At 59.0% G+C, this 16,558-nt stretch carries 19 protein-coding genes and 1 tRNA gene; 5 read left to right on the forward strand and 15 right to left on the reverse strand.

Translation table 11 applies throughout. The features are described 5' to 3' along the window. Entirely contained in the window at positions 1-1,056 is a 1,056-nt protein-coding gene (locus DEM27_RS01480) for an ABC transporter ATP-binding protein (RefSeq protein ID WP_245445600.1), read from the reverse strand. Between the two features lie 328 nt (positions 1,057-1,384). On the opposite strand from DEM27_RS01480, the gene DEM27_RS01485 reads away from it, so the two are divergent. After that, positions 1,385-2,077 (forward strand): GntR family transcriptional regulator, encoded by a 693-nt coding sequence (locus DEM27_RS01485; protein ID WP_109456409.1) that lies wholly within the window; start codon positions 1,385-1,387, stop codon positions 2,075-2,077. 15 nt (positions 2,078-2,092) lie between these two features. Here the strand turns inward: DEM27_RS01485 and fhuB are convergent, their stop codons facing one another. From fhuB to DEM27_RS01505, 4 genes are all read right to left on the reverse strand, one after another. Next, entirely contained in the window at positions 2,093-4,087 is a 1,995-nt protein-coding gene (fhuB, locus tag DEM27_RS01490) for a Fe(3+)-hydroxamate ABC transporter permease FhuB (protein WP_109456410.1), read from the reverse strand. Then, positions 4,084-4,995 carry an iron-siderophore ABC transporter substrate-binding protein gene (locus DEM27_RS01495; protein ID WP_245445602.1) on the reverse strand — a complete coding sequence of 304 codons (912 nt, stop codon included), beginning with the start codon at positions 4,993-4,995 and terminating at the stop codon, positions 4,084-4,086. The genes fhuB and DEM27_RS01495 overlap by 4 nt, the downstream gene beginning before the upstream one ends. Beyond that, the gene (locus DEM27_RS01500; RefSeq protein WP_109456412.1) at positions 4,985-5,800 is read right to left on the reverse strand and encodes an ATP-binding cassette domain-containing protein; all 816 of its coding nucleotides are present in this window, start codon (positions 5,798-5,800) and stop codon (positions 4,985-4,987) included. The genes DEM27_RS01495 and DEM27_RS01500 overlap by 11 nt, the downstream gene beginning before the upstream one ends. A gap of 107 nt (positions 5,801-5,907) precedes the next feature. Beyond that, positions 5,908-7,155: an NAD(P)/FAD-dependent oxidoreductase gene (locus DEM27_RS01505; RefSeq protein ID WP_109456413.1), complete on the reverse strand. Its 1,248-nt coding sequence runs from the start codon at positions 7,153-7,155 to the stop codon at positions 5,908-5,910. A gap of 233 nt (positions 7,156-7,388) precedes the next feature. Here DEM27_RS01505 and DEM27_RS01510 point away from each other — a divergent pair. Next, positions 7,389-7,462 (forward strand) — tRNA-Gln (locus DEM27_RS01510). Positions 7,463-7,943: 481 nt separating this feature from the next. Further along, positions 7,944-8,450, forward strand: a complete 507-nt coding sequence (locus DEM27_RS01515) for a hypothetical protein (RefSeq protein WP_128755416.1) — start codon at positions 7,944-7,946, stop codon at positions 8,448-8,450. 39 nt (positions 8,451-8,489) lie between these two features. Here the strand turns inward: DEM27_RS01515 and DEM27_RS01520 are convergent, their stop codons facing one another. Both DEM27_RS01520 and DEM27_RS01525 read right to left on the reverse strand, forming a co-directional pair. Then, the gene (locus tag DEM27_RS01520) at positions 8,490-9,185 is read right to left on the reverse strand and encodes a hypothetical protein (RefSeq protein ID WP_109456415.1); all 696 of its coding nucleotides are present in this window, start codon (positions 9,183-9,185) and stop codon (positions 8,490-8,492) included. Continuing rightward, the gene (locus tag DEM27_RS01525) at positions 9,185-9,742 is read right to left on the reverse strand and encodes an ATP-binding protein (RefSeq protein ID WP_109456416.1); all 558 of its coding nucleotides are present in this window, start codon (positions 9,740-9,742) and stop codon (positions 9,185-9,187) included. Before DEM27_RS01525 ends, DEM27_RS01520 begins: the two co-directional genes overlap by 1 nt. A gap of 107 nt (positions 9,743-9,849) precedes the next feature. Between DEM27_RS01525 and DEM27_RS01530 the strand changes: the two genes are divergently transcribed. Next, a complete protein-coding gene (locus DEM27_RS01530) occupies positions 9,850-11,121 on the forward strand; it encodes an AlbA family DNA-binding domain-containing protein (RefSeq protein WP_109456417.1) in 1,272 nt (423 codons plus the stop codon). A gap of 128 nt (positions 11,122-11,249) precedes the next feature. On the opposite strand, the gene DEM27_RS01535 is transcribed toward DEM27_RS01530, so the two are convergent. The 8 genes from DEM27_RS01535 to DEM27_RS01575 form a co-directional block, all read right to left on the reverse strand. Beyond that, positions 11,250-12,434 (reverse strand): phage major capsid protein, encoded by a 1,185-nt coding sequence (locus DEM27_RS01535; RefSeq protein WP_165823322.1) that lies wholly within the window; start codon positions 12,432-12,434, stop codon positions 11,250-11,252. Next, complete coding sequence (locus DEM27_RS33455) at positions 12,431-13,069, reverse strand: hypothetical protein (RefSeq protein ID WP_128755417.1); 639 nt, start codon at positions 13,067-13,069, stop codon at positions 12,431-12,433. The genes DEM27_RS01535 and DEM27_RS33455 overlap by 4 nt, the downstream gene beginning before the upstream one ends. 167 nt (positions 13,070-13,236) lie before the next feature. Beyond that, positions 13,237-13,521 carry a hypothetical protein gene (locus DEM27_RS01545; protein ID WP_109456420.1) on the reverse strand — a complete coding sequence of 95 codons (285 nt, stop codon included), beginning with the start codon at positions 13,519-13,521 and terminating at the stop codon, positions 13,237-13,239. Positions 13,522-13,608: 87 nt separating this feature from the next. Further along, positions 13,609-14,022, reverse strand: a complete 414-nt coding sequence (locus DEM27_RS01550; RefSeq protein ID WP_109456421.1) for a hypothetical protein — start codon at positions 14,020-14,022, stop codon at positions 13,609-13,611. Next, the gene (locus DEM27_RS01555) at positions 14,022-14,810 is read right to left on the reverse strand and encodes a helix-turn-helix domain-containing protein (RefSeq protein ID WP_128755418.1); all 789 of its coding nucleotides are present in this window, start codon (positions 14,808-14,810) and stop codon (positions 14,022-14,024) included. The genes DEM27_RS01550 and DEM27_RS01555 overlap by 1 nt, the downstream gene beginning before the upstream one ends. Positions 14,811-14,974: 164 nt before the next feature. Continuing rightward, positions 14,975-15,214 (reverse strand): hypothetical protein, encoded by a 240-nt coding sequence (locus tag DEM27_RS01565; RefSeq protein ID WP_109456424.1) that lies wholly within the window; start codon positions 15,212-15,214, stop codon positions 14,975-14,977. After that, the gene (locus DEM27_RS01570; protein ID WP_128755419.1) at positions 15,214-15,891 is read right to left on the reverse strand and encodes a hypothetical protein; all 678 of its coding nucleotides are present in this window, start codon (positions 15,889-15,891) and stop codon (positions 15,214-15,216) included. Before DEM27_RS01570 ends, DEM27_RS01565 begins: the two co-directional genes overlap by 1 nt. Positions 15,892-15,893: 2 nt before the next feature. After that, entirely contained in the window at positions 15,894-16,079 is a 186-nt protein-coding gene (locus tag DEM27_RS01575) for a hypothetical protein (protein ID WP_109456426.1), read from the reverse strand. A gap of 101 nt (positions 16,080-16,180) precedes the next feature. Between DEM27_RS01575 and DEM27_RS01580 the strand changes: the two genes are divergently transcribed. After that, positions 16,181-16,558 carry an Arc family DNA-binding protein gene (locus tag DEM27_RS01580; protein WP_109456427.1) on the forward strand — a complete coding sequence of 126 codons (378 nt, stop codon included), beginning with the start codon at positions 16,181-16,183 and terminating at the stop codon, positions 16,556-16,558.

Genomic DNA, 16,558 nt, shown 5'->3' on the forward strand with positions numbered 1-16,558 from the left:
TCAGTCCCTCAGAATCTGCGCGACGTCGTCGCTCAATTCGATGCCGAGCGTCTCGCCCTTGTCGTAGCCGCACGGGCCACTGCGGGCGTTCTGCTGGCGCACCATGAAGGGTGTACCGTCTTCCAGCACGACATGCAGGTGGGTGTCCGTGCCGAGATAGACGATGTCGTGGATCGTGCCGCGCAGCACCGACGCCCCGGAAACCGGCGCGGCCCTGGCATGTTCCGGACGGACCACCACCGTCACCTTGCCGCTCGGCGTCGTATTGGCCGGGAAGCTTGCCGGGATTTCGGCGCCGGAGGCGAGCCGCACACGGGCCCGGTCTCCCGAGACGGACACCACCTCGGCGGTGAGGAAGTTGGTCTCGCCGATGAAGTCGGCGACGAAACGTTCGGCCGGGCGGTCGTAGATCTCCCAGGGCGAGCCGATCTGGCGCACCTGGCCTTCCGACATCACCGCGATGCGGTCGGACATGGTCAGTGCTTCTTCCTGGTCGTGGGTGACGAAGACGAAGGTGATGCCGGTTTCCATCTGCAGCCGCTTCAGTTCGATCTGCATCGACTTGCGCAGCTTGAGGTCGAGCGCCGAGAGCGGTTCGTCGAGCAGCAGCACCTTGGGCTGCGGCGCCAGTGCGCGGGCAAGCGCCACACGCTGCTGCTGGCCGCCCGACAGCTGGGTGACGAGGTTCTTTTCACGCCCGTCCAGGCGGACGAGGCGGATCATGTCCGCGACGGTCTTCTCGATTTCCGCCTTCGGTCGTCCCAGCATCTTCAGCCCGAAGCCGATATTGTCGGCGACGGTCATGTGCGGGAAGAGCGCGTAGTTCTGGAAGACGGTGTTGATCGGCCGCTGGTTCGGCGGAAGCGAGGCGATCCCGGCGCCATCGAGCAGGATACTGCCCTTCGTCGGCATCTCGAAGCCGGCGATCATACGCAGAAGCGTCGTCTTTCCGCAGCCGGACGGCCCGAGAAGCGTGAAGAATTCATTGGAAGCGATCTTGAGCGTCACATCGTTCACGGCCCGGAAATGTCCGAAGTCCTTGACGATGTTCTGCATGGCAATCTCACCGCCGCGGGTTTTCCCAGCAGGCTGATTTCCCATCCATTCCCCCTGTTTTGCGCCGGATGGACTGTTTGGGCGGTCGTCCGGCCCGGCCGATCCTCTGTTGACAGAATGTTATCCGGCTCTACACTCATCTTGAATTTGATCATATCAAATCATGGTTTGATCAAATTGAAAAGGGTTATTTTTTGTGCATGGCGTAATGTTGATCAAAAAGATGACAGGCTCAGTCTAGCATGGCAAGAGCCGAATGCGGTGGAAATTCCTGCATCGGCACTGGTTATTTCGCAGGGGAGAGAGACTGCCGTCGGGGGAAAAGAGAATGTGGGCGTCCGAGGACCGGTTGTCTTCCGAATCCGTCAAGCAGTGGGTGTATCGCAGCCTCAGGCATGCCATTATGACGGGTGGCTTCCCGCCGGGGCAGCCGGTGACGATCCATGGCATTGCCGACATGCTTGCCGTCAGCGCCATGCCGGTGCGCGAGGCGTTACACCGTCTCGTGGCCGATGGCGCTCTGGAACACCTCGACAACAGGCGGGTGAGGGTGCCGGACATGAACCCCAGCAAGTTCGACGAAATCATCGCCGCCCGCATCGCGCTCGAAACCATTGCCGCCGAACGCGCCCTGCCGCATATCGACTATATCCGGCTCGCCCGCCTGCAGCAGCTCGACACGGAAATCGACGAGGCCTATTCCGCCGGCAATATCGAGCTCGGCATCGAGCGCAACTTCGCCTTCCATCGCTGCCTCTACGAGGTGCATTCGTCCACTGTCCTGGTGCCGCTGATCGAATCGATCTGGCTGCGGCTCGGCCCCTTCATGCGCGAGGCCACCGAGAACCTGCATGAAAGCTACCGCGTCGACCGGCACGCCGAGGCGCTGGAGGCCATCCGCAACGGGAATGCCGAGGCGCTGAAGCTGGCGATTACCGCCGACATCCAGGATGGCGCCGGCCATCTCGGCCGCACGCGTTTCCTCGAAGTCGAGGCGCAGGCCGCGGTGGTGCGGGAATAACGGCGACCCGGCGTATCAGGCGCGCCGCCGCAGCAGCAGGAAGATCAGGAAGGGTGCGCCGACGAGCGCCGAAACCAGGCCTGCCGGCATCTGGTAGGGAAAGGCCATCATGCGCCCGCCCCAATCCGCCAGTACCATCAGGCCGCCGCCGGCAAGGGCTGCGCCGAGAAGCTGCGGCAATGCCCGCGTCAGCCCGGCCTCCCGCGAGAGGTGCGGCGCCATCAGCCCGACGAAGCTCAACGGCCCGACCACCAGCGTTGCCCCGGCGCTGAGTACGGCGGCCAGCAAAAACAGCAGGCCCCGCGCCGACGAGACCGGGATGCCGAGTTCTCGGGCGGCGACGGCACCCAGCGGCAGCAGGTCGAGCCAGCGCCGCGTGGCCAGCGCAAGCAGAATGAAAACCACGGCCAGCACACACACCGTCGTCGCGCTTTCGGCATCGACGCTGTAGGTGGAGCCGCCCATCCAGCGGATCAGCGTCAGCGCCCGCGGATCGCCGCTTGCCGCCAGAACGCCGATGAAGGCATCCAGCATGGCGCCGAGCGCGATGCCGGCGAGCAGCACCCGCTCGGGCGCAAAGCCGGACCGCATGCCGAGAACGAAGATGACGGCGATGATGACGACGGCGCCGACCGCCGCGAAGCCGATCTGCACACCGAGCGCCGGCGAGACGAAAACGAACAGCGAGATAGCAACGCCGATGGTCGCGCCGGCGCTGACGCCGAGCACTTCCGGGCTTGCCATGTCGTTGTTGGTCAGCCGCTGCAGGATCGTGCCGGCCACCGCCAGCATGGCGCCGGCGCCAAGCGCCGCAAACACCCGCGGCGCCCGCATCGGCAGCACCGCATCCCATTCCGCGGCGCCGAGCCAGGTCCAGCGCCCGTCCGGCGTGCGGCCGAAGAACAGAGCGCCGGCAAGCAGCACGGCAAAGACGGCGAAAACCAGGATCAGGTTGCGCGACGAAGGCGTGATCAGCGGCGGCAGCGGTTTGCGCGCCTCCGGCACGCTGCGGTGCATGGCCTTCAGCCGCGGCAACAGGAGCAGGAGAAGCGGCGAGCCGAAGACGGCGGTGACCGCGCCGGTCGGCAGGAAATCCGAGACCACACCCGCCATCGCCTTCACCGATTCGTCGGTGAACCACAGCAGGGCGGCGCCGATCAGCGGCGACCACAGAAGCTGGCTCGACACCCGCCGCGCGCCCGCCAGCCGTGTGATCGCCGGCGCGACCAGGCCGATGAAGCCGATGACGCCGACGGCGCTGACCACGAAGCCGGCCAGGCCGACGGCGACGGCCACCGCCGCCAGCCGCAGCTGCGACACCGAGAGGCCCAGCGCCCCGGCGCTGTTTTCACCGATCTCCAGGAGCGCCATCGGCCGCGCCATGGCGACGGCCAGCACGGCCAGCAGGCCGATGCGCGGCAGCAGGCCGAGCGGGATGTCCCAGCTTTGCTGCGCCAGCGAGCCGGCACCCCAGATGAACAGGCTGACCATGTAGCGGTCGTTGAGCAGGATGAGGATCGAGGAAAACGCCCCGCACCACAGGCTGACCACCAGCCCCGACAGCACCAGCGAGAACGGCGAGAAGCCGCGGCGCGCGCCGAGCGCAAAGATCAGCGCCGTTGCCGCCGCGCTGCCGGCAAGCGCTACCAGATCGCGGCCGATGCCGATCAGCGCCGGCGCAAACAGCACGCCGAGCGACAGGGCAAGGCTGGCGCCGGCGGAAACGCCGAGCGTCGTCGGCGAGGCAAGCGGATTGCGCAGCACCTGCTGGAACAGCGTGCCCGACAGCGCCAGCGCCGCGCCGCAGATCAGCGCCGTGGCCATGCGCGGCAGTGTCGAGTAAAGCAGCAGCATGCGCGCCGGATCGTACTCCGCCGGCGCATTGCCCCAGGCGGCAAGCGAAGGCGCGGCATTCTGCCAGGCGAGAAACGCCGCCGCAGCAGTCAGCAGCAATACGATAGCCGGTGCGCCAAAACCGCCCGCAGGCAGGGAAAGCGACCGCGCCGTCATGCGAGCCTCTCCAGATGTTCTGTCAGCAGCCGGGCGAAGCGCCGCGCCTCCTCCACCATGCCGAACAGCAGCACGGCCGGCATGGTCGAGACCTGTTTCTGCCGCACGAAGGGCAGGCTCTGCCACAGGGTGCTGCGCTCCAGCGCCGCCGGCACGTCGGGTGGCAGCGGCTCCATGACAACGAGGCGCGTCCTGTCTGCCTGCAGGCGCCCCAGTTCCTCGATGCCGATGGTCTGGAAGCCCCACATGTTCGTCTCGACCGTCCAGGCGTTTTCGACGCCGATGCGCTGCATGACGCTGTGATAGAGGCCCGGCCGGCCGTGAATGCGCGCATGCCGCTGGTCGGTAAAACTCACCACCGCGATCGGTCCGGGCCGCAGCCGCCGGATGCGCGTGGCACAATCCTCAAACAGCGCTTGTGCTTCGCCGAGGAATGCCGCCGCCTGCTGTTGATGCCCGAGAATATCGCCGAGCTTCACCGTTTCGTCGATCGCCCGCTCCAGCGCGTCGCCGCCGCCGGCGCCATAGACGTCGATGCTGACGATGGGGGCGATCGGTTCCAGTTTCGGCCTCAGGAAGGCGAGAAAGGGTGTCGTCAGGATCAGCTCCGGCCGCATGCCGGCGAGAATTTCAAGATTGACCTCCCAGGCGCTGCCGAGATCGACGACCTCTGGCGGCATGGCCGGCTCGACCACCCATTTCTGCCAGCCGTCGAGGGAGGCGACCGCCGCCGGCACGGCGCCGAGCGTCAGCATCGTCGAGGCGATACCGTATTCCAGTGCGACGACGGGGCCGGTCGGCGCCACGCCAGCCGATGCCATGCGCGGTAGCAGCAATCCGCCCGCCAGCCCGCCGAGCAGGCCACGGCGGGTGATCCCCGTCGACCGAAACCTGGTCTTAGACGACATAGGCAAGCGGCGTCTTCAGCACCGGATGTTCGGTTACATCCATGTCGATACCGTAGATATCCTTCAGCGTATCGGCATTGAGCAGCGACTGCGGATCGCCGGCGGCGATCAGCCGCCCGGCCTTCAGCGCATGGATGTGGTCGCAGAACCGAGCCGCCATGTTGATGTCGTGCAGCACGATCACCACGCTCAGCCCCTTGCTGTGCGACAATTGCCGGATCAGCGACAGCACGTCGATCTGGTGGGCGATGTCGAGCGCCGATGTGGGTTCGTCGAGCAGCAGGCAGCGGCTGTCCTGCGCCACCAGCATGGCGATCCACACGCGCTGCCTTTCGCCGCCGGACAGCGTATCGACCATACGGTCGGCAAAACTGTCGACATGGGTGAGTTTCAGCGCTTCCTCGGTCTTTTCCCGGTCCGTTTCCGAAAACCGGCCAAGCGCGCCATGCCAGGGATACCGGCCGCAGGCCACCAGTTCGCGCACCGTCATGCCCGAAGCCGCCGAGGTATCCTGCGGCAAGTAGGCAATCGACCGGGCAAAGGCGCGCGCCGGCATCGCGGCGATATCGCTGCCGTCGAAACGCACCGTGCCGGCCGTCGGCTTGATCTGCCGCGCCAGCATCTTCAGAAGCGTCGATTTGCCCGATCCATTATGCCCGACCAGCGCCGACATCTCGCCGGCCCGGAACGCCACATCGAGCGGATGGACCAGCATACGCCCCTCGACGGAAAAACTGACGCCATGCGTCGAAAATGCGGTTTGCGCCGGCTCGGTATCCGTCTTCAGGAGCGTAGTGTGCATCATGACCTCTCGGGATCGCGGCGATCTCTTGAGGGCGGCTTATAAAACATGAATGTTTTCGTCAATATAATAGTGGCGATCACGGTGCGCATCGCGCCGCGGCGCCGCGATCACGGCCTGAAACGTTCGGGGGCATAGGCCGAGATATCCATCAGCACTGCTTCGCCGGTCATCGCCTCGGCCAGCAGCCGGCCGGTCACCGGCCCGAGCGTCAGCCCGTGATGGGCATGCCCGAAACCGAACCACAGCCCGGCATGGCGCGGCGCCTTGCCGATGATCGGCATCATGTCGGGCGTGCAGGGGCGGGCGCCCATCCAGGGTTCGGGGTCCAGCCGCTCGCCGAGCGGGAAGATGCGGCGCGCCACGGCTTCGGCGCGGTCGAGTTGCACCGGCGTCTTCGGCGCGTCGCGCCCGGTGAATTCGGCACCGGTGGTCAGCCTGATGCCGCGGTTCATCGGCGCCAGCAGGTAGCCGGTTTCCTTGTCGAGCGTCCAGTTGTTCAGCGTCGCGCCGTTCTCCGGCCTGTAATGCATGTGGTAACCGCGCTTGACGCCGAGCGGAAACCGGTAGCCGAGCCGCCGCGTCACCATGTCCGACCAGGGGCCGAGCGCGATCACGGCATCCCGCGCCGAGACCGGCCCATCCGCTGTCTGCACCCGCCAGCCCGACCCGTCCGCGGAAAGCGAGGCGGCATCCCCGGTGACGAAACGCCCGCCGAGTTTTTCGAAATAGCCGATATAGGCCATGGTCAGGGCATGCGGATCGCGCACCGACCAGGGATCGCTCCAGTGCAGCCCGCCGACGAAAGGCCCTGACATGAACGGTTCGCCGCGGGCAAGATCCTGCGCCGAAAGCTGCCGGTGGCTGACGCCATGACGTTTCTGCAGCCGCTCGGCTTCGGCAAACTCGGCATCCATGACTGCCTGGCTGCGAAACACCTCCTGCCAGCCGTTCCTGGCGATCAGGTTGCCGGCGCCGGCGGCCGCGATGAGATCGGCGTGCTCGCTGATCGAATGGGCGATCAGCGGCGCATAGGCCGCCGAAATCTTCTGGTGCCGGCCGGCATTCGAATGCCACCAGTAGCGGGCGAGGAAGGCTGCCTGCGAGGGCAGGGCGCGCCAATGGAACGAGGCGTCCACCCGTTTGTTCAGCGCATACCGCATGAGGAGGCCGAACTGCTGCGGAAAACCATAAGGCACCACGCCTTCGCGCTGGATCAGCCCGGCATTGCCGAAGGAGGTTTCCTCGCCGGGCGGACGCCGGTCGATCAGTACCACCTGCCGCCCGCGCCTTGCCAGATGGATGGCGGCCGACACGCCGATGATGCCCGCACCCAGGACGATGACGTCGCTTTCCATAACCCAAACCCGCACACTGCCAAAGACCGCCGAAGATGCCGCGCGCCTGCCGGCAGCGCAAACGAAAAATCGACCTCCCACCACCCCTTCACTCCGAAAATCCCAAGCTTTTCATTTGACTGGCAGCTTGCCCCCCAGAAAAATCGAAGTTTTTTGATTTCGGGTATTTGCAAGCGCGATTTTTTTTGTTTATAAGCCGCTTCACCGAAGGCGACGCAAACGCGCTCCAGCGTTGGGGAATAGTTCAACGGTAGAACGACGGACTCTGACTCCGTTAATCTTGGTTCGAATCCAGGTTCCCCAGCCAAAAAAAGCTCAACAAAGTCAAACTCTTGCCTACAAAAGAGGCCTACCCGGAAGCCGGGATGCAAAATTCATGTTGCGCTTGATTTCGCCTGATTTACGGGCATTCGCAAGCAGTTCCCGCTGATCCATGCGACAAGGACGCGACACAGGAAGAGTAAAAAAATGTTCTCGGTTGGAACATTATCATTCCCTTAGCTCGGTTGAGGGCCGCTGTTGATTCCTTTATGCACGGCGCCCAACCCTTGCCCAGTGGCGTAAGCGCTGGCGGATGGCCGCTGATTCGGGGGTCGGTAAATTTGCTGACCCAGTCATGCTAGCAAAGTGTCTTCAATCGCATGAGCTTAGATGCTTATGCCAAACAGAAACAGGGCTTGTACCTTCAGGAAAGCCATTGCGTGTTGTGAATAAACTACATGCAATCCAAGTTGCATCACGCTAGTGTTCTCAAGTGTGATTGAATTCGGTCGGAGCCGGACGGCGCAATGAATTTAGAAATTTCCAATCATAATGTTACTGAGGAAATTGTTGCAAAAATCGCTCCTCAAGTAGGAGTGCTGATAATCTGCTTCACTTTCATTGAGCAGTATTTGGCTGCAATCTCTGAAATTAGTGCTCCACTTGTAGGAAAGGCCGGATTGAAGGTAAAGCGGCCCTTCGGACTGAAGGATAAAATAAAGTACTGTAAGAAGATATTTGAACGTGTCCCTGAACTGAAAGGATTTAATTGCGAGCTTGGATCGATGATTGACTTGCTTTATCGAACAAAAGAAGCGCGTGACGCGTTCGCGCATGGCACACTTAATGAGTTTGACGTTAAATTGGGGATTTTGACACTGAGTAAAGTCAATCCTACGGATTTAGACCATACGGTTGATGTGGTGCGTATCTCACTTGAGAATGTCGAACGAGCTCCAATCGCAGCGATGAAGCTTGCCAACTATTTTGGAAAGCTAGCGACTGACCTTCAGCAGGCATACCTGCCAGACTGAACGGGTCCAGATACGGAAACCGTGACCACTGCGTTCTGACTAGCCAAGTTGCCGGTTTAGCAGCCGCTCTTGGTCGATCCGAATCTGTTCTGGCCCAGGTTCCCAACCGAAATGTTGGAAAAACTCGATTAGCATGTCTAGGGAAATGTCTTTCGCACCAGCGAGCACCTCATTTGACGTGAGTTTTCGGTGTACGACCAAGCAAGGTGCATGAGTCTCGCGAGGGTGGGAAAATCCCATTCTTCTTCCATCGCCGATCCAAAGGCGTCTTGCCTCCGTAGAAGAGAATGTCACTGTTAGCTCGCAGCCTTGGCCGTATAAGCCTTCTCGAACAAGTCTCGATAAGAACTCTAAAACCTCCGTAAAGAAAAAGATTGTCCAGCCAACTTCAAGAAATGGTGCGTCAGGTTTTCCTGGAAGATTTTCGCGTAAATCCTCCCTATACACCTTGTAGTGGAGGAACTGAGTACTCCGATACATGCGCCAGAATTCGACATGATAGTCCCAAGTTGTCCAGTGCTGTGCAAATTCCCCGACATTTTCGCGGGCACCGTTGGCGTCATTTCCCCGCTTGTGAATATGGGGTAGATCCCATCCTCTAAGGAGCACCGCGCTTTTCTCAACAATCGAATGGCACTCCTGCAGTGTCAGGAAGTGCTCGGGCGCAGCTAGGGGACGAATTAGCAGCCGCGTGTGACCTAAACCCCTAATCCGCTCAATGAGCGCTTCTTGCATTAGAGTCCCCCCAACTCGGCATCAAAATTGTACCCAGGCTCAAGGCGGACGGCCAGGCCGATCCGTTGGTTTCGCCTAGCTCTTCGGACTACAGCGATATCTATAAGGTCGCGCATTTCTCCGGAATTTGAGATCATTGCGCTTTGCGGCCGTCGCGTTCTGCTCCGATAGTATATCGCGCCCTTCACAACCTCTGCACCATCTCTCCTGCAAATCACTGGCACGTCGTCGAAGGGCGCGACGTCGACAACTACGTATTTCCGCCCACCGACATCTTCCACAATTGCTTTAGAGAACCGGACGTACGGATCAGCAAACTCACCAACGTGGTCCCGCATCGTATCAAGGTCGAATGATGCAATTTGTTCTTCGGTGAGCCCTTGTCGCTGAAAATCGTCGGTGACGCCAAAAATTATACGCCCTCCATTTTCGATATTGGCCATTGCCAGTATATCTTTTACGAGAGAATTTTTGCTCCAGGTCATTGCTTGCTTGAATTCTAAGGAATCAATCTCTTCAGCACCTTCGAGAATTTCCTCCAATTCTTCGGTTGTCATGCCAATCCCCTTCCGTCTCTGGACGGTCGTATCAATTCGGAAGACTTTAAGTCAATATACAATACAACCGAAGATTAGTAGTTCTCGTGTTCGTAAAAGGACGATCAATGTCATCTGTGCAAGATATCTTAAGCAAGCCTAGTGATGAGTGGGCCTTGGAAGACCTTCACGCGTTGGTCGAGCTTGAAGCCGCCGAAAGTTCCTATCTCGAATTAAAGGAAAACCTGCAAAAGCCGAACGGCAGTAAGGGGTGGGCAGACATTGGAAAACTGCACAAAGACGAAGCACGCGGCCTCGCGGAGGAAATCGTGGCATTCGCGAATTCATCGGGAGGCGTGGTCGTTGTTGGGATCGAAGAAAGCAAAGATCACCCCAAACGGGCAAGATCGATTGCCTCTCCTTTGTCAGCGGTGGTCACTCTTGTAGAGCGACTTCGAGACAGTTTTAGCGGTTCAATTTCACCTAGAATCATGGGCTTGAAAGTTACTCCGATACTTGCTCATGCGGAAGCGGATGAGGGATACGTGGTAATACACATTCCGAAATCGTCCGCCGCCCCGCACGGCGTAGGTCGCCCGCCGGCGTGTTATTGGCGACGTGACGCAGCATGCCAACCAATGGAAATGACCGATTTGCAGAATATTTTTTGGGAAGCCCGCACAAGCCGCGAAAGGGTCTCAGAAGAGCAGAACTCATCCCGCAAGCTGTTTACTAACATGCAGCTTCCATTCGACGGTTTCCGATATCGCTTAACCGCCGTTTCAGAACGAGCACTGCAAATGCCAACCCTTGCGAAGGATGTCGTTTCATTGAAGCTATTCCCTCCCCGCTCAAGTGCCCCAAGTATTGGGATCGCCGATTATCCGTTGTGGGTGATAGAGGAGTGGAAAATGAGGTCGTTCGGCGCGCAAAGGGAGCGATTTCGTGGCGTCGAAGGATTTCGGAAGTTTGATATCTGGCGGATCGACGAAACAGGCGTCGTCGACGTGATTGGGGTCCATGAGTCTGCCGCTCCAGATAGTGGGGTCGAAATAGATCCTTTCGATGTAAGTGCGACGGCTGCTCACCTCATTCATATCCTCGACTACCTGAACCATTATACGGACAGTTCTGCGGGTTCCTGGATTCTAGATGGCGAGTTTAAAAGCGATCACCCTAAAACCTACGTGAATAATCCGATCAATCGACATAGGCCTGCCTCCATCAATCTGATGAATGGCGCTGCCATTAGGTCCATGATAGTCACATTGGACGAGTATGCGGAGCAAAATTTTAGGAGCATAGAAGATAAAATATGGGCAACCTTCGGCATGATGTGCCCAGATTCGTCGCGGAATGAATTTCTGTCAGCATCGGTGCTTTCTAAAAGGTACATATAGATCTAGCAGGTGGTCAAATTGACCACCTGCTGCTTGAGCCTCGCCGCCCTTGACCCTGAAAGACTAAGCGATGGGAGGGCGGCTTTCCGTTATTGGCCTAGCTATTCAGCCTCAAGGACCATCCCTGATCAGGGGTTGGCAGTGATTTTGAGAAGCTTGATGGCCTCGCCATTCTGAACGCCGCCACCCGTCCGGGTGTAGGCGTAGAACAGCACGTAGGGCTTCTTAGTGTAGGGGTCGACGAGAACGCGGATACCGGGGCGGTTGACGATGATGTAACCCTTGTACCAATCGCCGAAAGCAATCGGGACATTGCCGACACCTACATCCGGCATGGTTTCATCAAATTCGACCGGATAACCGAGGAGCAAATTGGGCTGGCCTGCGGCAAGGCTGTTCGCCCACGCAAGGTTGCCTTCACCATCGCGGAACTTCCGAAGCGCGCCAGCCGTCTTGGAATTCATCAGCCACCGTGCGTTCGTGCGGTACGGCGCGCGCAGGGTGTAAACCAAGTCAACGAGCGCATCGATGGCCGTATCACCGCCGCCGTTGAAGCCGGCGAGCGTGATTTCCTTGTGCTGCAGGGTGAAGTAATCACGAACGCCATCCGCATCGGTACTGGACGCGCGATTGAGAAAGCCTTCCGGTTGCTTGTTGCCCGTACCTTTCACATAGGCTTGCCCAGACTTCTCCGCGAACTTTTCGGAGATCCGGTCTTCGAGATAGGAGCCGATGTTGTAGGTTGTGTCATCCAGCAAGCGCTGCGTCACCGGCAGGAGAGTATAAATCTCATTCAAGGAAACGTGGATGCCCTTGAGTTTCGTCGTGTCCAGTTCCGGCCGATCCTCCGTCTCATCGACCCATTCTGCACCGATTTCCGAAGCGTCCACCGGCTCCTCGAAGGCATCACCGGATGTCAGCGTCACCGTGCGAGCCAGGCGGCCAATGGGGGAAATGTCAGCCTGGCGCCGCTGGATCGCTTCACTGAGATGCGGCGTCACGAGATAGCCGCCAGCCGGATCGCTGCTGATGTTCATGGACGAAGCAACGCTGGCATCGAAACCACCGGCCTCCAATCCGAGACCGCGCAAGGCTGCTTGATCACCATTGGAACGGAGGAACCCGCCGAGAGCTTCACGCTCGATGCGGGCGAAATCCTGATTGCCGCTGTTGAAGGACTTATCCATCGCGATGTGCCGTGATACGGCAGGGATTACCGTATTGCCGATCGCTTCTTCCTGCATCGCGAGACGTTTATTGACGGTGCTGGCGAACTCCTGAAAGCTTGCCGAGAGTGCTGCAATGTCGTTCATTTCACTGCTCCTTTGAGCGCTTGAGTGATGTTGTCGATGTCGACTTTGAGGGAACTTGGCGTTACCGGCGTGATACCGGAAAGGGCCGGCCATCCACCGGATGCAATGCGTTCGGCGGCAGCGCGAGGCACGCCGTTGTCTCGCAGCAGATCGATTACGGCAGCCTTACTTTCCAGCAGGAGCGGCCCCCTCGATGCTGTAGCTCTGCGAATGCCGAAATCGGGACGAACCAAGCTAACGGCGGCCAACGACCATTCATCCACGCAGATTTTCTGCGAGGCCTGAGAGATTGGTACGGTGATATCCGCCGTGAACCACGACAAATCGCGGCGCTCGATTTGGGCGACGATATCGGCGGGGCAGTCGTGGCTGAGAGTAGCTAGGCAGAACATGCCTTCGCCATCCGCTTCCAGCGCGCAAGTGCCAATCTGTTTATTGGTGACGTGAGAGACAATCAGCGGCGCGGCAACCGGCTTAACTGCTGCCGCTGAAAAGCACTGACCATGGTTACCGACAACCGCCCATTCCAGCGCGTAGCCGGAAAGTACGATGCTTGCGCCGTCGCGTTTGGCCTCGAAAGGGCAAGCGCGAGCATGATGAACCTGATAGATGGGATCACTGAGGAGTTTCGACATGGTTTCACCTTCGTCGTTAACAAAGCATCGCGGCCAAAAGGCCTGTTTGCTTCGTGCCCGGTTTGGTGGCCGGTACGATCGAAGGTGGAACCGATCTATTGCCCCCGGACCAGCCAGTGAGCAAATCAATCGAACCGTCGAAACGCTAGGCCACCGTTTTCGCAAAGTCAACTGGAGCGTTGAGAGCCTTCCACAGACGGGCCGGCCATAAGTTCACGCAAGCGCTCGTCGAAACCTTCACGGGCGTTTTTTGCGATCAGCTCGGCGTTTGGCGCGAAGGCGCTGTGGCCGCCGGGAAATGACGAGATCAGCGCGGAAGCCATCTGTTCGAAGATTTTTTCCGCGTGTTCATCGGACCAGGGCGGCGGCTGGTGAAGAAACGCAACGTCGGCGCAGTCGCGGCCATTCCGCCAAGCGGCATCAGCGAGTTTCGGGTCAATTTCGGTCATCATCAGTCCTCAAGAAAAAACTTTTTCGGGAATTTCGCGGCGGCGTGCGGGGTGTTACCCACCGGTGGACACCCTGTGCCTTTTGAACTTTTACCCACCCCCCCGCCGCGCCATTTCGGCCACGAATGCCCGTTCCTCGGCTTGGGCCTCGCTATCGTGGTGGTCAGGGCAAATCGGCTCCCATAGGCTTCTATCCCAGAAGAGCGAGGGGTCGCCGTGATGGCGCACCGTGTGGTGCACGACAAGGTGCATACGTCGCGGGTCACGCTGCAACGAGCCGTCCGGCCTCATCGTACCGGGATTGAGCAATCCGGCCGCCTGGCAGCGCCGGCAGAATTGATTCTCCGGTTCGGACAGGAAGTTCAAACGCTCGTTTTTCCAGCGGCGGCTAAAATACCATTTCCGCCATGGCCTTTGCGCGTTGCGCTGTCTGTCGTATTCCCGCTCACGTTCCGCAGCGGTTGGCATACCACGCGGCCTGAATGAGTTCGGCTTCTTTGCCATCAGATTTTCCTTTCGGCTGCTATGCTGGACACGCGGTCAACGACAAGGCGAAGGCCGGAACCCTTGCTCTTCATCTCGGCAATCACGCCGGCCTGTTCGATTTCTGGAGTGATCCGCTCAAGGACGAAGGACCTCACCGTTTCGCCCTGCGCATCGATTGCTTGATTGAGACGGTGCCTAGCCACCGCCTCGGCGTCTACAACCGTGAGTGGTCCGCGTTGAAATTGATGCGGGTGCTGCACGCTCATCTTCACAAGCCCTCGCACCCTCTCGGCAATCTCTGCCGACGAGGATGATTCAGGCCATGTGGGCTCGACCCCTCCACTCGCTCCGTCAGAGCCTTTTAGTTTCTTGCTTGAGTTTCTTGCTTTAGTTAGGGTGCACAAAAGTGCACTATCTAAGTGCACTTTTGTGCACCTACTAAGTGCACTTTTGTGCACTATCTCGGCGGCATTATCGTCGCTCACAAACGCGTCAACGACCTCTCTAAACAGCTTCCATTTGGGTTGATACTGAGAGCGGAAACCGTTCCCGCCGTGCCTGATCTTTACAACCAGACCGGTACGGTTGAGTTCTTCCGTTGCTTTTATCACGGCTCTTTTACTCAAGTTTGCGCGGCGCATAAGGGTGTCCGTTCCAGGGTCGCACTGGCCCGTTTTGACGTTGAAATGACCGATGATGATCGCGGCGATCTGCTTGGCTCCACCAGAAATTGGAGAGAGGCAGACCGCGCGGTAAGCAATCGGGATATCGTTTTTATCTGGAAGCTCAGGGCGCTCGCTCATCATATTCCAGCCGGTGAGCGAGCTTGCAGGCCTCTATGGCCTCCAAAATATTCAGGTCGAACTTACGCCGAAGGAAGGGCAGCAGGGGCCCCGAAACTGCATCACGGTTGCGGGCAAGCCATCCGCCCGCTATCTGAATTTTGTCAGCAGATATCTCAGTCATCCGCTTACACCCCAGCGTGCCGAGGTGGTATGCCGCCCTCGATTAGGTTTCGCGCTTCATCGAGGTGACCACGCGCGGTCAGGGCGATCAAATTGAGAGCATCCCCCTTTTCACCGCCAATCGCCTCCAAAGCCATGCAGACGCCAAGGAGAAAGCCTGCGGCGGTGTTAATTTCGTCGATAGCATCAAGGGCGTAACCCATGGAGGCACGTCGCTGATCTTTGTCAGGTGAACCTCTGCTCATCACGCAAAGCCTCCACACATGGAAATCAGCAACAACTCGACCTGATTGTCATTGAGCTGCGAATGGCTGTTGAAATCGAGTAAGAACTGCGCCTTCCTAATGCGAGTAGCATCGTTTCTTGGCACAAAGGCTAAAACTGCATCGAAGGCTGCTGCTTCGCGCTTAGCGGCGCGGCAGTACCGACGCAATTCGGTTTTTGTAGCCTTGCGACCTAAAGAGATTTGATCGGTAAAAATGCACTCATCGGAAAAGGTGCGAAACGCCATTTCGTGAGCGTCGATAAGCGCTTTAAGGCGTGGATCGATTTCATTCTGCCGCCTCAAATGAGAGGATATTCGCCTGAAACAAATAGGTCTGTCGGAGTGGTTACCGGGGTAGACCGTGACGAACCACCCACCCCCGCGCGTCTCATTCAAGACGCCTGACAACTCGTCGGCCAGTCGGCATGCTTTGTCCCAGGCGTCCTCCGATTCTTCGGCTGTGCTCGCCGTTGGCAGTGCTGCGATGGCTCCAGCGGCGGCGATGGCAATAATGGCCTTTCGGCGTGTCACGACTGGCGCGGTCCATTCGTCTGTGCTATGCACCTTCCCGTTCATATTCGTTTCCTTCTGGGGAATATTCGAACCAAGGCTCGGCAGTGTTGGCGCACTGGCCGGGCCGTTTACGTTATGGGTCATGGTCAAACCTGCTCCATGAAAAAGGCGAGGAGCTTGCTGCGTTCCGCAACCCATCGATTTCCAACTTTTTTTGCAGGTAAAGCCCCCGTCGTGAGCAGATGGAAGGTTACGCGGGGCGTTCGGCCGATAATCTTTGCAATCTCCTCAGCTCCCCAAATCAGCTCCATTTTCTGATCAGTTTGTGCCATTTGTAATTCCTTGTTAGTCGTTGTGTGTCATTGGTGTGGCATGTATCGTGTGTCATACGTGTGGCATTGTTGTCAATAGCTGTGTGTGTCATTGGTGTGTTATGGCGAGAGAAGATCTGCATTTTAGGCTCCGGCTCCCGGAAGCTCTTAAAAAGAGAATAGAGGCTGCCGCCGAGCGAAAGCGACGCAGCATGACTGCGGAGATTGTGGCCGCACTTGAGGAGGTTTACCCAGAGGGCTTGGGTATTGGCGAATTCATAGAGAAGTACGTAACTCCGATTGCGCAAACGAAGACGCCAGAGGAAAGAGAGGCGCTTGTTGCCGCCGCCAACAAGGCATCTGCTTCATTAAACAGCCCCTGGCGCGTTAGAACGGTTGAAGTTGGAGGCGAACTTGCTGCGGAGACCTATCTAGAAGACGAGCCGAACCGGCCTGTAATCAAGGTTCAGGATCTCGTATTCACAAGGGCGACGAAGTAA

This window comes from Rhizobium album (assembly GCF_003122325.1).
Lineage (GTDB): Bacteria > Pseudomonadota > Alphaproteobacteria > Rhizobiales > Rhizobiaceae > Metarhizobium > Metarhizobium album.

Coding starts and splice junctions, on each gene's coding strand:
- DEM27_RS01480 (WP_245445600.1), bottom strand. CDS start 1,056: ATGCAGAACATCGTCAAGGACTTCGGACATTTCCGGGCCGTGAACGAT.
- DEM27_RS01485 (WP_109456409.1), top strand. CDS start 1,385: ATGTGGGCGTCCGAGGACCGGTTGTCTTCCGAATCCGTCAAGCAGTGG.
- DEM27_RS01515 (WP_128755416.1), top strand. CDS start 7,944: ATGAATTTAGAAATTTCCAATCATAATGTTACTGAGGAAATTGTTGCA.
- DEM27_RS01520 (WP_109456415.1), bottom strand. CDS start 9,185: ATGCAAGAAGCGCTCATTGAGCGGATTAGGGGTTTAGGTCACACGCGG.
- DEM27_RS01575 (WP_109456426.1), bottom strand. CDS start 16,079: ATGGCACAAACTGATCAGAAAATGGAGCTGATTTGGGGAGCTGAGGAG.
- DEM27_RS01530 (WP_109456417.1), top strand. CDS start 9,850: ATGTCATCTGTGCAAGATATCTTAAGCAAGCCTAGTGATGAGTGGGCC.
- DEM27_RS01570 (WP_128755419.1), bottom strand. CDS start 15,891: ATGACCCATAACGTAAACGGCCCGGCCAGTGCGCCAACACTGCCGAGC.
- DEM27_RS01550 (WP_109456421.1), bottom strand. CDS start 14,022: ATGGCAAAGAAGCCGAACTCATTCAGGCCGCGTGGTATGCCAACCGCT.
- DEM27_RS01500 (WP_109456412.1), bottom strand. CDS start 5,800: ATGATGCACACTACGCTCCTGAAGACGGATACCGAGCCGGCGCAAACC.
- DEM27_RS33455 (WP_128755417.1), bottom strand. CDS start 13,069: ATGTCGAAACTCCTCAGTGATCCCATCTATCAGGTTCATCATGCTCGC.
- DEM27_RS01545 (WP_109456420.1), bottom strand. CDS start 13,521: ATGATGACCGAAATTGACCCGAAACTCGCTGATGCCGCTTGGCGGAAT.
- DEM27_RS01580 (WP_109456427.1), top strand. CDS start 16,181: ATGGCGAGAGAAGATCTGCATTTTAGGCTCCGGCTCCCGGAAGCTCTT.
- DEM27_RS01505 (WP_109456413.1), bottom strand. CDS start 7,155: ATGGAAAGCGACGTCATCGTCCTGGGTGCGGGCATCATCGGCGTGTCG.
- DEM27_RS01565 (WP_109456424.1), bottom strand. CDS start 15,214: ATGAGCAGAGGTTCACCTGACAAAGATCAGCGACGTGCCTCCATGGGT.
- DEM27_RS01555 (WP_128755418.1), bottom strand. CDS start 14,810: ATGATGAGCGAGCGCCCTGAGCTTCCAGATAAAAACGATATCCCGATT.
- DEM27_RS01535 (WP_165823322.1), bottom strand. CDS start 12,434: ATGAACGACATTGCAGCACTCTCGGCAAGCTTTCAGGAGTTCGCCAGC.
- DEM27_RS01525 (WP_109456416.1), bottom strand. CDS start 9,742: ATGACAACCGAAGAATTGGAGGAAATTCTCGAAGGTGCTGAAGAGATT.
- fhuB (WP_109456410.1), bottom strand. CDS start 4,087: ATGACGGCGCGGTCGCTTTCCCTGCCTGCGGGCGGTTTTGGCGCACCG.
- DEM27_RS01495 (WP_245445602.1), bottom strand. CDS start 4,995: ATGTCGTCTAAGACCAGGTTTCGGTCGACGGGGATCACCCGCCGTGGC.